16 protein-coding genes and 1 pseudogene are annotated in these 14,707 nt (G+C 36.7%); 10 read left to right on the top strand and 7 right to left on the bottom strand.

Annotated features, from left to right (window positions below; translation table 11 throughout):
- Nucleotides 1–106: 106 nt before the first annotated feature.
- From KFD70_RS03000 to KFD70_RS02985, 4 genes are all read left to right on the top strand, one after another.
- A complete protein-coding gene (locus KFD70_RS03000) occupies nucleotides 107–1,333 on the top strand; it encodes a NupC/NupG family nucleoside CNT transporter (RefSeq protein WP_336453458.1) in 1,227 nt (408 codons plus the stop codon).
- 257 nt (nucleotides 1,334–1,590) lie between these two features.
- Complete coding sequence (dapF, locus tag KFD70_RS02995) at nucleotides 1,591–2,451, top strand: diaminopimelate epimerase (protein WP_336453459.1); 861 nt, start codon at nucleotides 1,591–1,593, stop codon at nucleotides 2,449–2,451.
- Nucleotides 2,452–2,498: 47 nt separating this feature from the next.
- Nucleotides 2,499–2,852, top strand: coding sequence for a HesB/IscA family protein (locus KFD70_RS02990; RefSeq protein WP_098492694.1), 354 nt, complete (start codon nucleotides 2,499–2,501; stop codon nucleotides 2,850–2,852).
- 142 nt (nucleotides 2,853–2,994) lie between these two features.
- On the top strand, nucleotides 2,995–3,348 hold the full coding sequence (locus KFD70_RS02985) for a YxeA family protein (RefSeq protein ID WP_336453460.1): 354 nt from the start codon (nucleotides 2,995–2,997) through the stop codon (nucleotides 3,346–3,348).
- A 33-nt stretch (nucleotides 3,349–3,381) separates the two neighbouring features.
- On the opposite strand, the gene KFD70_RS02980 is transcribed toward KFD70_RS02985, so the two are convergent.
- Nucleotides 3,382–3,834 (bottom strand): 2-thiouracil desulfurase family protein, encoded by a 453-nt coding sequence (locus tag KFD70_RS02980; protein WP_336453461.1) that lies wholly within the window; start codon nucleotides 3,832–3,834, stop codon nucleotides 3,382–3,384.
- 222 nt (nucleotides 3,835–4,056) lie between these two features.
- Between KFD70_RS02980 and KFD70_RS02975 the strand changes: the two genes are divergently transcribed.
- Nucleotides 4,057–4,965: a PspC-like choline-binding domain-containing protein gene (locus KFD70_RS02975; RefSeq protein WP_420792371.1), complete on the top strand. Its 909-nt coding sequence runs from the start codon at nucleotides 4,057–4,059 to the stop codon at nucleotides 4,963–4,965.
- A 137-nt stretch (nucleotides 4,966–5,102) separates the two neighbouring features.
- Nucleotides 5,103–5,983: pseudogene (locus KFD70_RS02970) on the top strand (helix-turn-helix domain-containing protein).
- Nucleotides 5,984–6,000: 17 nt separating this feature from the next.
- Here KFD70_RS02970 and KFD70_RS02965 read toward each other — a convergent pair.
- The 5 genes from KFD70_RS02965 to KFD70_RS02945 form a co-directional block, all read right to left on the bottom strand.
- Nucleotides 6,001–7,248, bottom strand: coding sequence for an MFS transporter (locus tag KFD70_RS02965; RefSeq protein ID WP_336453462.1), 1,248 nt, complete (start codon nucleotides 7,246–7,248; stop codon nucleotides 6,001–6,003).
- Between the two features lie 227 nt (nucleotides 7,249–7,475).
- Nucleotides 7,476–7,793, bottom strand: coding sequence for a magnetosome magnetite crystal formation protein family (locus tag KFD70_RS02960; protein WP_098492748.1), 318 nt, complete (start codon nucleotides 7,791–7,793; stop codon nucleotides 7,476–7,478).
- A gap of 251 nt (nucleotides 7,794–8,044) precedes the next feature.
- The gene (locus KFD70_RS02955; protein WP_336453463.1) at nucleotides 8,045–8,521 is read right to left on the bottom strand and encodes a GyrI-like domain-containing protein; all 477 of its coding nucleotides are present in this window, start codon (nucleotides 8,519–8,521) and stop codon (nucleotides 8,045–8,047) included.
- Nucleotides 8,522–8,625: 104 nt separating this feature from the next.
- Entirely contained in the window at nucleotides 8,626–8,874 is a 249-nt protein-coding gene (locus tag KFD70_RS02950; protein ID WP_336453502.1) for a hypothetical protein, read from the bottom strand.
- A 305-nt stretch (nucleotides 8,875–9,179) separates the two neighbouring features.
- A complete protein-coding gene (locus KFD70_RS02945; RefSeq protein ID WP_336453464.1) occupies nucleotides 9,180–10,169 on the bottom strand; it encodes an NAD(P)/FAD-dependent oxidoreductase in 990 nt (329 codons plus the stop codon).
- A gap of 466 nt (nucleotides 10,170–10,635) precedes the next feature.
- Between KFD70_RS02945 and KFD70_RS02940 the strand changes: the two genes are divergently transcribed.
- Nucleotides 10,636–11,844 carry an NAD(P)/FAD-dependent oxidoreductase gene (locus tag KFD70_RS02940; RefSeq protein ID WP_431612913.1) on the top strand — a complete coding sequence of 403 codons (1,209 nt, stop codon included), beginning with the start codon at nucleotides 10,636–10,638 and terminating at the stop codon, nucleotides 11,842–11,844.
- Nucleotides 11,845–12,100: 256 nt separating this feature from the next.
- Here KFD70_RS02940 and KFD70_RS02935 read toward each other — a convergent pair whose 3' ends face one another.
- Nucleotides 12,101–12,535, bottom strand: a complete 435-nt coding sequence (locus KFD70_RS02935; protein ID WP_336453466.1) for a DUF5391 family protein — start codon at nucleotides 12,533–12,535, stop codon at nucleotides 12,101–12,103.
- Between the two features lie 253 nt (nucleotides 12,536–12,788).
- On the opposite strand from KFD70_RS02935, the gene KFD70_RS02930 reads away from it, so the two are divergent.
- The 3 genes from KFD70_RS02930 (at nucleotide 12,789) to KFD70_RS02920 (ending at nucleotide 14,544) form a co-directional block, all read left to right on the top strand.
- Complete coding sequence (locus tag KFD70_RS02930) at nucleotides 12,789–13,298, top strand: NUDIX hydrolase (protein WP_336453467.1); 510 nt, start codon at nucleotides 12,789–12,791, stop codon at nucleotides 13,296–13,298.
- Between the two features lie 217 nt (nucleotides 13,299–13,515).
- Nucleotides 13,516–13,833, top strand: coding sequence for a YuiB family protein (locus tag KFD70_RS02925; RefSeq protein ID WP_336453468.1), 318 nt, complete (start codon nucleotides 13,516–13,518; stop codon nucleotides 13,831–13,833).
- Between the two features lie 84 nt (nucleotides 13,834–13,917).
- Nucleotides 13,918–14,544, top strand: a complete 627-nt coding sequence (locus KFD70_RS02920; protein ID WP_336453469.1) for a 3D domain-containing protein — start codon at nucleotides 13,918–13,920, stop codon at nucleotides 14,542–14,544.
- Nucleotides 14,545–14,707: the final 163 nt, after the last annotated feature.

The following is a 14,707-nucleotide window of genomic DNA, read 5'->3' as shown; positions in this document are numbered from 1 at the left end:
GGCGTTGCAAATGAGCAACGTCTTTTTTTATGCCATCTATTCTATTAGAGTAAAAATTCTTTCGAAGGAAATGCTAACAAAGAATTTGAATCTTTGAGGTGACAAAATGAATATTATTTGGGGACTCGCTGGAATTATCGTTATTCTTCTGATTGGATATTTACTTTCAAATAATAGAAGAGCGATCTCGGCACGTACTATATTTGGCGGACTTGCCATTCAATTATTATTTGGCTTTATCGTGCTAGAGTGGAATGTAGGACGAATGGTTTTAGAGAAGGTGACACAGTTCGTCCAAAGAATTATGGATTTTGCGAATGCCGGTATTTTATTTTTATTTGGCAGCTTAGGGGATCCGACGAAGATGGCTGGATTTGTATTTGCGTTTCGTGTACTGCCAATTTTAATTTTTTTATCATCAGTTATTGCTGTTTTATATTATTTAGGAATTATGCAATGGGTCGTTCGAATTATCGGTGGGGCACTAGCAAAGTTGTTAGGTACAAGTCAATCTGAATCGCTATCTGCTACAGCAAACATCTTTTTAGGACAGACAGAAGCACCCCTTGTAATTCGTCCATACATGCCGCGTCTGACGAAATCAGAGCTATTTGCAGTTATGGTCGGAGGCTTAGCGTCTGTATCTGGATCAACTCTTTTTGGATATGCTGCGCTTGGCGTACCGCTTCAATATTTGTTAGCTGCGAGTGTTATGGCGGCACCAGCAGGACTTATTATGGCGAAACTATTATTTCCGGAAACAGAAAAGCCAGAAGTACATAAGGCACATGAGGAAGACACAAAAGATGATGACCAAAAGCCAGCTAATGTTATTGATGCAGCTGCACGTGGGGCTGCAGATGGATTATCACTTGCTTTAAATGTTGGGGCAATGTTAATTGCATTTATTGCAATCATTGCACTGTTAAATGGAATTGTTGGTGGAATCGGTGGTCTTTTCGGTTATCCCAATTTGTCACTACAACTCATACTAGGTTATATTTTTTCACCGCTTGCTTTTGTTATTGGTGTACCGTGGACAGAAGCGATTACAGCAGGAAGTTTTATTGGAGAAAAGTTAATTTTAAATGAGTTTGTAGCGTTTACTGATTTTGCTCCTCAAATGGGGAATCTTTCAGAAAAAACGACGGCAATGATTACATTTGCTCTTTGTGGATTTGCTAATTTATCTTCGGTGGCTATTTTACTTGGTGGACTTGGAGGAATGGCACCGACGCGTCGTAGTGATATTGCTAAATTTGGATTAAAGTCGATTGTAGCAGGGACACTCGCCAATTTATTAAGTGCTGCGATAGCAGGGATGTTTGTATAAAGTAGAATTTTAACCAGTGGGCTTCAGTGCACTGATTATTAGTTCTCACTAATTGGTCTGCCCGTGAATAGCGCGATAAAATAAAAAAAGGCCCTTTCCGAGAAGGGCTTTTTTCTTACACGATTTGTGTAAGAACGGCTCTTATATAAAAGCCATCAAAATGTTGTCAAATATGAGAAACGGGGGACGTTCTTATTGTGTTCCAAAAGCATGCATTTTATACTTAAAACAACAAATTTTTTTTGGAGTGAATGAGGATGAAACAATTTTCTTTTACAAAAATGCATGGTCTTGGAAATAGTTATATATATGTAAATATGTTTGAAGAACAAATTCCAGAGGAAGAGCTAGCTCTTGTGGCGGAAAAGGTTTCGAGTATCAATACTGGCATTGGAGCAGATGGCATGATTTTAATTTGTCCATCGGAAATAGCGCCAGTAAAAATGCGTATGTTTAATAACGATGGTTCAGAAGGGAAAAGTTGCGGGAACGGACTGCGCTGCGTAGCGAAATATGCGTATGAGCATAAACTAGTAGAAGAAACTGTTTTTACAATTGAAACATTAGCTGGAATTGTAACAGCGGAAGTAACAGTAGAAGGTGATATTGTTACATTAGTGAAAATTGATATGGGAGCGCCTCGTTTAACTCGTGCAGAGTTGCCGATGCTTGGTGAAGGGGAAACACCATTCATTCGTGAAGATTTCTTATATAATAATCACCGCTATGTCTTTACAGGTGTTTCAATGGGAAATCCGCATGCGGTTATTTTTGTTGATGATGTGGAAGAAGCGCCGCTTACAACATTAGGACCGGTGCTTGAGACACATGAAATGTTCCCAGAACGAGTGAATGTTGAATTCATTGAAATTGTAAATGACAATGAAATGAATTTCCGTGTTTGGGAACGCGGGTCAGGCGTGACGCAGGCATGTGGAACAGGGGCATGTGCAGCAGTTGTGGCAGCAGTGTTAAATGAAAAAATGAAGCGCGGCGAAGAAATTACGGTTCATCTAGCAGGCGGCGATTTAATGATTGCCTGGACAGAAGAAGGGAACGTTTTGATGAAAGGTCCAGCAGAAGTAATTTGCCGCGGAGTGTATGAGTACAAGATATAAGCGTAAAGATGTATAATAGAACGAGAGAAGAAAGGAAGGTGGATTTCATGATTGATGTAACAGAACAAGCAGCATTTCAAATTAAGGATATGTTGAAAGATGCTGAAGATGGAGAGAAATACGTTCGCCTTGCTGTACATGGCGGTGGATGTAGCGGTCTTTCTTACGGTTTAGGATTTGAAAGAGAACCAAATGAAGACGACACAGTTCTTGAGTTTTTTGGTGTTGAATTTGTTATTGATAAAGAAAGTGCTCCGATTGTAAAAGGAGTAAAAATTGATTACAAGCAATCGATGCTTGGCGGTGGGTTTACAATTGATAATCCAAACGCAATCGCATCATGTGGATGTGGATCATCTTTCCGTACAGCGACGAATGCTGGTAAGCCGGAAGAGTGTTAATCTTAACCTTCTCACATATAAGTGAGGAGGTTATTTTTGTTATCTTACAAAAGTGTAATGTTCATGTCACGTTTTTGAATTTCTCCTCAAATGAAAAAGGACTATGATAACAACATAATAAAAAACACATGAGGTGAATGACGTGAAAAGATATATTGCACTTTTTAGTATTTTAGTTGTATTTGCGACAATGTTAGTTGGTTGCGATTTAAACCGTATGGGAAAAGATGAGTACTATGTTCAAATTACAGTTGATGGAAAAGAAAAAATTGAACAAGCAGATGGTGGTCAGAAGCACAAATCATTTGAGTACAAGTTACCTGCATTTGATAAAGATGGTAAAGAAAAAGAAATGGAATTTACAGCTGTGAAAAACCTTCGTAAAGAAGCGTTCCTACGTGTATTCCACTCTGATGAAAAAGGTGTAACAGCTTGGGAAGAAGTGAAAAAAGACGAGCTTCCTGCGAAAGTGAAAGAAAAATTAGGTGTGAAATAATGAAGAAGGAGTTGACCTTGTAGGTCAACTCCTTTATTTGTTTTCAAAATCTTCTTCTGAAATTACTGTAAAGCCATGTCTTCGAAATAAAGCTGTTGTCACACCGTAACCTTCTTGTTTGTTTCCATTAAATTCTCCTGTATAAATAGTAGAACTACCACAAGACGGACTTTTTTCTTTCAAAATGATGTATTCGGGATTTAAATCTTTTATTTCTTTCAACGCTTTATAAGCTCCTTGTACAAAAGCTTCTGTTACATCGTTTCCGTCTTTATCTATTACCTTTGCTTTTCCATCTAGTACATCGTCACCGTTTCCACCGATGATTTCTGCGGAGGGGCGTGGTGTAGGCAAACCTCCCAATACTTCTGGACAAACAAGGACGGTTTCCTCTTTCTGTAATAGCTCTTCTATTTTTGAGATTAGATTGTCATTTCCATCATAGCGACAAGCAATACCAGCTAAACAAGCACTAATTACAATCATGTTTTTCACCTCATGTCATTAGGAATCATCAAATCATCGTTCATTAATCTTTATATAATTTAATGAAAGTATATAGTAAATTGCAGAGTAAAGACACATCATCTATATTTTATAACTATCTTATAATTTATTTGTATAAATATCGTAAAAAAAACATTTAATGTATTACAGATAATTGGTAAAATAGCATAGAAAATATATATTCTGAAAAGGGGAAAATTTATGAAAAAGGTAATTATGACATCTTTACTTTCTGCTGCATTATTAATTCCAACAGCAGCTTATGCAGATGGAAACAAAGCTATTCAACAGAATAACACAGTTTCTAAAGTTACAAATGTAAGTTATGCTAAGGCGGCTAGGGGCTGGGTTCAACAAAATGGATATTGGTATTACTATGGTCAAAATGGTAATAAGCTAAAAGGCTGGTTATCCACTGGAGGGAAATGGTATTACCTTGATCCTTCTTTTGGATATATGCATAAAGGGTGGACGTCAATTCAAGATAAAAAAACAGGGAAATATGCATATTACTACCTGAATGAAAGCACTGGAGCAATGCATACGGGATGGATTCAAATTAAAGGATCTTGGTATTTCTTAAATAGTAGTGGAGCAAAACAAACAGGCTGGTTAGCAACTGGAGGAAAATGGTATTACCTTGGATCATATGGAATAATGGAAAAAGGATGGGTTTCCATTCAAGATAAAAAAACAGGGAAATATACATATTATTATCTAAATGAAAACACGGGAGCAATGCAAACAGGTTGGGTTCAAATTAAAGGATCTTGGTATTTCTTAAATAGTAGTGGAGCAAAACAAACAGGCTGGTTATCTAATGGAGGAAAATGGTATTATCTTGGATCATACGGAATTATGGAAACAGGAAAACGTTATATCAATAATACATATTACTACTTTGATAACGGCGGGGTAATGCAAACAGGTTGGCAAAAAATCGGTAATTACTGGCACTACTTTAAGAGCGATGGATCTGAATATAAAGGGTGGTTAAAGCTTGGTGGAAGCTGGTACTACCTTGATTCTTTCGGTACGATGGTAACAGGAACAAAATGGATTGATGGTAAATATTACAAATTTAATAATGATGGTGTTTGGGTTGGTTAATTGTAAGCAATAGCTTTTATTGATAAGTAAAACAGGTCGCATGTTGTAGTGCGACCTGTTTTTATGTTTTACGCTTTTTAAATTATTCAATTACCCCTTTTGCTTTATCGCACCTATTTATATATGGGGTGATAAAAATGGGAACTTTCTATTATTTAATGAAAACATATAGCGAATTTCAAAGTAGAGAAGAATTTAATACATACCAAAAGCAAATTTTAGTGCGTTATAAAGAGAATATAAATAAAACAGATTTTTTAGTGATTCAGTTTTTAGGAAGATATGCAGTAAATGAAAAGCAAAAAACAGTTGGAGTTGCTTGTCCGTTAATGGCGACGATTGCGACTAAGATAGAGAAAAGCATTCGTACGGTGCGTCGCTCTGTTGCAAAACTAGAGGAACTTGGGATTATTGAGCAGATCCCTACGAAAGAAAGATATAAGCGAGGGGGATATAGTGCAAACTTATATGTGTTTCGTAAAACTGCACTTGACCGCATGGATGACCGTATGGAAATGTCCGCATGTGAAAAGAGAGAAAGTGTAGATGGATGTAAGGAGGAAGGGGTACGGGAAGAAAGGGAAACGGTTCTTTTTAAAAACCTTTCTAAAGAAGTACAAAAGAAAAAACAACGTATGTGCTTGATGAAACATATTGTCGTCATGATATTCCAGTTCAGTTTGTACATGCGATTGTACCGATGTCACGAAATCCGCAAACGATTAATATACTTTGGAGTAAGGTAGAACTGGCTTATAAAAAGAGCGGATTATTAGAGCAAGGCGTATTTTTGGAACAACTTATGGTCGATGAAGATATGCGAGCGAAGCTTATATGGCGGGTGAAAAGTGTTGTCAGGGCGTATAAGTTAGGAGAAATTCGTAAAGATGTTAAGGCTCTTTTGTATAGTACGATGCGCGATTTATTTTTAGATATTGGGTTAGAGTGGGGAGCGGCTATAAGAAGGAGTAGAAAGGTAGATTTATTCGATCCGTTTAAAAAAGAGTCATGCGTATAATACATGACTCTTTTCGATCAATCGAATTTTCGTACAACAGGAACGCGAATCGCCACAAATAGTACAAAGACAATAACAGCGATAGCACCGCTTTTCATAATCGTCACAATCGGAATACCAGCTGCAAGCGCGAGCGATGTAAATGCATAGGAAAGCGGGATGAAGCCCATAGATGACAGCATCAGTAAGCTCATGACACGCCCCATCATTTCTTCTTTGACAGTAGATTGAATCATTGCCATTAATGGAACGATGGCCATGGCAATGGTAATACCGTAAAATGCGCCTGCGAGTAGTGCTTGCCAAAGTGCTGTACTGAAGTTAATGGATAAGAAGAAAACGCCAGATAATAGCATCATAATGATGCAAAATAGTCCGCGTCTGCGATTAATATTTTTAAGTCCAACAATGACAGCACCAATTGCCATTCCGCCTCCAACAGCGGCTTCTAAGTAACTAAATTGAAGCGAGTCACCATGAAGAACGTTTTTGATAAATAATGGGAAACCAACTTGCATTGGACCGATTAAAAATAAATTTAGAAAGGCACTACAGATAAGGAATGTTGAAAGAAAAGGTGATTCCTTTACGTACAAAATGCCTTCTTTAATAGATGTAAACATTCCTTTGTCTGCATCCTGTTCTACTTGCACGGTATATTGAATTTTTTGGACGAGTATAGCAGCAACAATGAGCAATAGAATGGTAATGGTAAAGATGGTCTCATAATTACTAAATTTAATGAGGATTCCACCAAATACAGGTCCTAAAATGACTGACGCTTGGTTTGTCATTTGTGTAAGTGAATTTGCCTGTGTTAAACGGTGTTTTTCTACAAGCTCAGGGAGAATGGAACCGTCCGCTGACCAAAAGAAGGCATCCGCTAATCCAAAAAACAAGGCAAACAAAGCAAACGTATATAATGTTACATGACCAACGATAAACCAAGTTAAAATTGTTGCGACAAGAAGCGCACGAATGATATTTGAGTAAAACATAATATTTTTTTTCGGAAACTTATCTGCCACAGCTCCTCCAACAATCATAAAGATAAGTCTTGGGACGCTAAGCGCAACAAAGACAACGCCTAGTGAGGCTTCAAGATTTAATGTTTTGGCTATGTACCAAGTTTGGGAAAATGTAAAAAAGGCTAAAGCAAAGCTTGAGAATAATGTAGCTGCCCAGAGAAATAGGAAATTTGTATTTTTTAGCAAAGGTGTTCCACTTTCTACTGGAGCAGATTTGTTTTGTTGTAGTTCCTCCATATTGCTTCCTTTCTATGTACCAATTTTAAATGAATATAAAATCCTGTTAACAATCGTTTTATACAGTTTTTAATATTTCTATACTGTACTTTTTCATTGTAGACAATAATAGAAGATTTGCCCAGTGGATTTTTAAAGACAAAAAAAGAGGGGGGCATCTTACAGTAGAAAACATAAAAAAACCATCAGACGTTCTCTCCGCTTGGAGTGTTTGATGGCTTTTCATGTTAGGATTTCATGACTTGAATTCCTTTTACGATATTCCAAATAAAGAAGTATAGGCTAATAATACTACAAATGCATAAAGTAATAATCGCACCGATGCCAAGTGTCACATCAGGTTGATTGGAACCAAGTCCCATAATTCCTACTACAATCATTCCTACAAAGGCTGCGATACTTGGAATAATATGTGTCCATAGCGCTCGTTTTGCATGGGATTTCGTTTCATTTTCACCTATAATCCAAACAATAATTGGGAATAAAATAGGAGCAAAGAAAACACTCCAGTATGAAAAAGCAGATAATAATTTATTTCCGTTCATATATATCACCTCATGAAATATTGTTTGTTGTTGTACTTTTAGTATGCGGTAGAATGCAGTAAAGTACTATCGATTCATCTTACAAAAAACTCACAGTTTTGTAAGGTTTGGAGAAATTGAATGTATATGTAATGAACTGATAAATATGGATTGCATTATAAAATGTAGTGTAGTAACAAAAAAGACACAGCGAAGATTCGCTGTGTCTTTTGAGGTAAAGAGTGCAGAATAATATTAATGTATGAAATGGATTAAGCGAGTGCGATATAAATATCAACCTGTGCATCATTTGGATCAATAGCTCTTTCATCATAGAGCTCAAAGTCAATTGTAAAAGCGCGTTTATTTTCTTTTGACCAGTTCCAAATATCTTGCCATGTTTCGTATACGATTTCTGATACAGGACCCTTACGTGTTGTAAATACTGCATATGTCTGAGTAGGTATTGTAAGAAATTTCATATTTCCAGGGATTGTGTCTAGTGAAGAGACCGGCATACCAATTGTGTATGTATATGTTCCGGTTTCATCGGACTCGTAATCTGAATACAATGCTAGTGTTGTTTGAGCGTTTTTATTAGGAATTTGATTCATGACTTGATCTTGATAGTAGTGGTTCCATAGGTGAGGAATCTGTCCTTCAGCTGATGTTTCCATTTCATTATTTGTTGTGATAGAAATACCGATGGCTTGGAAAGCTTCTTTTTTAATAATCTTTGGTTGAATCATGTTTTATAATCCCCCTTTTTTTTTATGAGAACAAACGTTCCTTTTGATTGTACCATAATTATACAGAGAAGGGGAGGATTGAGAGGTATCCTTTGAATGTTTTTTTACCCAGCATTGGTTAAAGTGGTTACCCAGACTTTATAAATAAATGAATCTGTAATTACCGCTTCTTCTGTGTGAACGATGAAGGTAGGAACAGAAGCTAAGAAAAATGACAGAGCGTAAGCAATCTTATAGTCAGGTGTTATATACCCGTCAATCGTTCTTCCGTATATTTCGTTTGCGATCGAGTCAGCCCATACTTCAGCTTCCCTTAGTGTGTCAAAAATAACATCTTCACTTTTCCATCTAATATCCATATCAAAACCACCTTTCTATATAAATCTAATTTGATTTTCTAACAGATAAATTATGGCTATGGAGAACAGACAGAGACTTTCACTCATTTTTTCCTTCTGTTTTCACATGGCATGGGGCGAAAAAAGGCACTGACCGCTTCTATGCATGGCCGGATGCTCTCGCCAATCTGAAAAGAATGGTTTGATGTTCGTTTTTTTTATTGGATTTATATATTTGTGTTGTAGTTTGTCTTAAAGAGGAGGAGAGGATTATAAAAAAAGACCCCCTTCGTACGAAAGGAGTCCGTTTCATCTATAAATTAAAACATACTAGAACTATGCATTGGTTGCAGTTTTGCATTTGGATCGATGTAAGCTTTTGCATTGTTTACTGCTGTTGGAGCTTCACCAAATCCACATGCAATCAGTTTTACTTTTCCTTCATATGTACAAATATCACCAGCTGCGTAAATACCAGGGATGTTTGTTTCCATTTTAGAGTTTACAACGATGCTGTTTTTTTGAATGTCTAGGCCCCAGTTTTTAATTGGACCAAGAGAAGAAACGAAGCCATAGTTTATGATGACATCATCAACGTCAATCACAACTTTTTCTTCCGTTTTTACATGCTGTAATACAACTTGTTCGATCTTGTCTTCGCCAATTAATTCGACTGGAACGTAAGGTGTTTTTACATCTGCGCGAGAGTTCATTAAGTTTTCTACGCTGTGCTCATGAGCGCGGAATTTATCACGGCGATGAACGATTGTTACTTGTTCAGCGATTGGTTCTAACATCATTGTCCAGTCCACTGCAGAGTCGCCGCCACCAAATACAACGACGCGTTTCCCAGCGAATTTATTCATATCATCAACGAAATAGTGTAGATTTTTCTTCTCGAATTTTTCCACACCCTCCAATTCTAAACGGCGTGGTTGGAAAGCTCCATTACCAGCTGTAATAATGACAGATTTAGAATAGTGCGTTTCCTTATTTGTTACAAGCTTAAATACGCCATCGGCTTGCTTTTCAAGGGTATCAACTGCTTCTTCTAAGCAAACAGTTGGGTCAAACTTTTTCATTTGTTCCTTTAAATTATCAACAAGTTCTTGCGCGCGTACTTTCGGGAATCCGGCTACGTCGTAAATATATTTTTCAGGGTATAGTGCGGATAATTGTCCTCCAAGTTGCGGTAAGCTTTCAATAATTTTTACACTGGCCTGTCTCATGCCGCCATAAAACGCTGTGAATAATCCTGTTGGACCTCCACCGATAATCGTTATGTCGTAAACTTTTTGATTTTCTGTCACTATTTATTCCCCCTATAGATGGAATTTTGATATTGATTCCATATATTGTTCATATGTATACGGAAATCCTGCAAATAAGATTACACTTTACAATAAATGATAACATATTTAGGTTTAGAATACTGCAAGAAATGACTGAATTATATGTAAGCTTGTGCATAGTTAAGTTAAAAATGTATAAAATATACCAACTAGGAAAATACATGTAAAAAAGGTTGGAAAACCCTTGAAAACGCTATGTTATTTTAAAATATTGATAATTCGCTAGGTGCTTGAATTATGAAATGAAACCGACTAATATAGGAAAGTATTATGTTAATTTTTTATGACAAATTTCGTAAGATTTTTTGAATAAGTTTTGTTATGCTTGAGAATGTGAGGAATTCCACATTCTTGACAAAGTAAGTGTTTAACACTTTGGTCTTATTTTTCATTACTATTATATAAAGAAAAGGGTTGTGATTGAGTGAAAACTCCAAAAATCGTAGTTTTAGGTGCAGGTTATGGCGGGATGATTACGACTGTTCGTCTGCAAAAAGCATTATCTGTAAGTGAAGCTGAAATTACGTTAGTAAACAACAACAGCTATCACTACCAAGCAACTTGGTTACATGAAAGTGCAGCTGGCACATTACATCATGATAAAATCCGTCTCGACATTCAAGACGTTATTGATACAAATAAAGTAAACTTTGTACAAGATACAGTTGTAGAAATTAAAGCAGCTGAAAAACGCGTTATTTTAAAAAATGCTGAGTTAGAGTATGATTACTTAGTAATCGGTCTTGGCTTTGAGTCTGAAACATTTGGCATTAAAGGATTGAAAGAGCATGCATTCTCGATTACTAACATTAATGCAACTCGTCAAATTCGTGAGCATATGGAATACAAGTTCTCTCAATATGCGACTGAAAAGCGTGATGAGTTAGTAACAATCGTTGTTGGTGGTGCAGGATTTACAGGTATCGAGTATGTAGGTGAGCTTGCAAACCGAATTCCTGAACTTTGCAAAGAGTATGATGTTCCACGTGAAAAAGCACGTATCATCTGTGTGGAGGCTGCTCCGTCTGCACTTCCTGGTTTCGATCCGGAATTAGTGGAGTACGCTGTAAAACAGTTAGAGAAAAAAGGTGTAGAATTCCGCATTGGTACAGCAATTAAAGAAGCAACTGAAGAAGGTATTCTTGTTGCGAACGGTGACGATGTAGAATTACTTAAATCTGAAACTGTTGTTTGGGCTGCTGGTGTTCGCGGTAATGGTATTGTGGAAGAGTCTGGCTTTGAAGCAATGCGTGGACGTGTAAAAGTTGATGAGTATATGCATGCTCCAGGTCATGAAGATGTATTTATGGTTGGTGACGCAGCGTTAATCATTAATGAAGAAATTAACCGTCCATACCCACCAACAGCGCAAATTGCGATTCAACAAGGTTACAACATTGCGCACAACTTAGCTGTGTTAGTTCGTGGTAAAGGCGAAATGAAAAAATTCGTATTCGATAATAAAGGATCTGTATGTTCATTAGGACATGACGATGCAATGGGCGTTGTTATGGGTAAAAAATTAACAGGTTGGAAAGCTTCGTTCATGAAGAAAGTAATCGATAACCGTTACTTATTCTTACTTGGCGGACCTTTATTAGTTCTGAAAAAAGGTAAATTGAAGTTCTTTTAATATATAAATATAAATGAAAAAAACTTTCTCTTTTGATGGAAGAGAGCATCCGGCCATGGGTAGAAACGGTCAGGGCCTTTTCCTACCCCATGCCATATTAAAACAAGGGAAGTAAACGAGTGGAGATCCACTTTTGTTTTCACAGCCGTGTTTTATATGTTGGAAAATCAAAAGAGGGATATAGTAGAAAAAAGCAGAAACGGCTATGAGTCGTTTCTGCTTTTTGTGTAATACAAGCTTTTCTTAAACTTCTATTTCATCGTACATTCAGTGTATAAGTAGAATTTCTTTTTGGGCGAAAAGCAACAAAAAACCAAATGATGTTTGTGATTATTACCGCTGTGCAAACAATGATGACTCCTAAGAAAGAGGAGGCGTTATAGTCACTTACGCGTATTACAATACATACGACTGTAAGTATCACGAGATGTATGAATAGCCCCATACCGCAAAGAAAAGCCATAATGAATCGCATTGTCTTCACCCCTACGATATAAAGAAATAGAGGTACGATATAAAATAGTAAAATCGTGCCGATTGATTTCCACATGCCTAAAGAGTTAAATTTATTTGCATTAGGTCCTAAATTAGCAAGTGGTGAAAGTGAAGAGACAATTAAGACAGCGCAGAAGAGTAATGCAGAAATTAATGTTACAAATACAATATTGGATTTTTTTGATGGATTTCTCATTTTACTTTTAACTCCTTTCGCAATGAATAGGTGTGATGTCAAGGAAGAATTTTGAAGTGATTCGAGACCTTTTTACAAGTGATAAAATTACATATATTAACATTATATCAAATATACGGAAGGTGTAGAAGGGTAGAAAGAAACGTAGTAACTGAAGAACAAGGAAGATTATATTATTCTCACTGAAAAATATAGTATAATACATAGAAAAGAATGAATATTCTGTTCGTTTAATCGGAAGGGGTTTTGCATCATGGGGAAGCGTGGGAAAGTTTGGCTAGCTGTAAGCGGACTAGTAGCGACAAAAGATGGGAGATGGCTCTTCGTTAAGAAAAAATATAGCGGATTAAAAGGGAAATGGTCATTACCAGCGGGCTTTGTCAATGAAGGTGAAACCATTGATGAAGCTGTAAAACGTGAAGTTTTGGAAGAGACAGGCGTTACTACACATGTAAAAGGAGTGATTGGTATTCGCTCTGGTGTTATTCGTGATGAAATTAGTGATAACATGATTATTTTTCTATTGGAACCAGAAGGAGAAGAGGTTACTGTTCAAGAGGAGGAATTGTCAGAAGTCGCATTTTTATATCCGAAAGATATTGCATATGATCAAAATACTTCCATATTAATTCGTTATTTATTAGAAGGGAATACAGGACCGGTTCTTAAGATGGATACAACATTAAATCCAGGAGATCAATTTGGATATACATCGTATCATGTATTTACGGCAGGGGATAAGAAGTATATAAATCCAAATTAAAAAACTAACATCAAGGCATTTTTTTAAATGGGAGAGAGCATCCGGCCATGCATGGAAGCGGTCAGTGCCTTTTTTCGTCCCATGCCAAGTGAGAACAAAAGTAGAAAGCGAGTGGAGATCTTCTTTTGTTTTCATAGCCGCGACTTAGATGCTTGAAAATTAAAATGAATATATGTTGGGAAATTAGATTGAATATATATGGAAGGAGTGGGGAAAAGTGAGTATTCCAGTATTACTGATTTCAATGATGTTGTTTTTTATACTTTTCTTTGGAATTGGATTTTTACTCAACATGATTTTACGTGCTACTTGGGTGATGGTTATCATTTATCCGATTGTTTGTATGTTGATTATTAGTAAAGCAAGTGTCTGGGATTATTTTTCAAAACCTAAGGAAACATTTTCTTTATTTGGTACAAGCGTTTTACGTCTTGGACAAGCCGATCTTTTTATTTTATCAACAGGGTTACTCGGGGCAATTCTAGCAGGAGTTGTTATAAAGAAGCTTCGGAAAAGTGGATATCAAATGTTCTAGTCTCCAGTTTACTGGGGATTTTTTTCTGCATATTTTTTTATCGTATAGGGAATGATGAACGATGAAGGAGTGTGGAATATAAAAATGTTAAAACGTTATGGTATTCGCATTATGATGACTTGTTTACTTGTAGCAGCATTATGTGTGACATGGCAAGCATTCACTGGAGTGTCTTTAACAGAGCTTATAAAAACATATCAAGAAAGCAATGTAAAGGAAGTACATGCAGCAGAAAGAGCACAACAAGTTGTTCCGAGTAAAGAAGTGATAAATGCTTTAGAACAGGGAAAAGACTGGTCTAAATATCGTGTAATGGAAATGACAGCAACTGGTTATACGTCAGGGATAGAATCAACTGGTAAAAGGCCCGGGCACCCAGAGTATGGCATTACATATTCAGGTGTAAAGGCAAAACGTGACATATATTCTACAATCGCAGCTGATTTAAGTGTGTTTCCGATTGGGACCATCCTTTTTGTACCAGGCTATGGATATGGTGTGGTAGCAGATAAAGGGGGAGCTATAAAAGGAAATAGACTCGATTTATATTATGAAACGGTTCAAGATGTATATAGTGAGTGGGGTAAGAAAAAAGTAAATGTATACGTAGTGAAAATGGGGAACGGTAAGTTGACAGAAGAGCAGTTAACGATGTTGAACCAAGATGAAACATTGCAAGTGTTTCGCGGTCAATATTTGAAACAGAGATAGTCTAGTGAGGTTAACACTAGACTTTTTTCTTTGTCTTGGTTCACAATATATAAATCCAAATTAAAAAACGAATAGCAAACCATTCTTTTTAGATTGGCGAGAGCATCCGGCCATGCATAGAAGCGGTCAGTGTCTTTTTTAGTCCCATGCCATATAAAAACAG

The organism is Bacillus pfraonensis (genome assembly GCF_050768835.1).
GTDB lineage: Bacteria > Bacillota > Bacilli > Bacillales > Bacillaceae_G > Bacillus_A > Bacillus_A pfraonensis.
The sequence above is the reverse complement of the archived record's forward strand: the minus strand, read 5'-3'. Positions and strand labels throughout refer to the sequence as shown.

Excerpts from the sequence above, each read along its gene's own strand:
- KFD70_RS03000 (WP_336453458.1), top strand. The coding sequence starts at position 107 with ATGAATATTATTTGGGGACTCGCTGGAATTATCGTTATTCTTCTGATT.
- dapF (WP_336453459.1), top strand. The coding sequence starts at position 1,591 with ATGAAACAATTTTCTTTTACAAAAATGCATGGTCTTGGAAATAGTTAT.
- KFD70_RS02990 (WP_098492694.1), top strand. The coding sequence starts at position 2,499 with ATGATTGATGTAACAGAACAAGCAGCATTTCAAATTAAGGATATGTTG.
- KFD70_RS02980 (WP_336453461.1), bottom strand. The coding sequence starts at position 3,834 with ATGATTGTAATTAGTGCTTGTTTAGCTGGTATTGCTTGTCGCTATGAT.
- KFD70_RS02975 (WP_420792371.1), top strand. The coding sequence starts at position 4,057 with ATGAAAAAGGTAATTATGACATCTTTACTTTCTGCTGCATTATTAATT.
- KFD70_RS02965 (WP_336453462.1), bottom strand. The coding sequence starts at position 7,248 with ATGGAGGAACTACAACAAAACAAATCTGCTCCAGTAGAAAGTGGAACA.
- KFD70_RS02960 (WP_098492748.1), bottom strand. The coding sequence starts at position 7,793 with ATGAACGGAAATAAATTATTATCTGCTTTTTCATACTGGAGTGTTTTC.
- KFD70_RS02955 (WP_336453463.1), bottom strand. The coding sequence starts at position 8,521 with ATGATTCAACCAAAGATTATTAAAAAAGAAGCTTTCCAAGCCATCGGT.
- KFD70_RS02935 (WP_336453466.1), bottom strand. The coding sequence starts at position 12,535 with ATGAGAAATCCATCAAAAAAATCCAATATTGTATTTGTAACATTAATT.
- KFD70_RS02930 (WP_336453467.1), top strand. The coding sequence starts at position 12,789 with ATGGGGAAGCGTGGGAAAGTTTGGCTAGCTGTAAGCGGACTAGTAGCG.
- KFD70_RS02920 (WP_336453469.1), top strand. The coding sequence starts at position 13,918 with ATGTTAAAACGTTATGGTATTCGCATTATGATGACTTGTTTACTTGTA.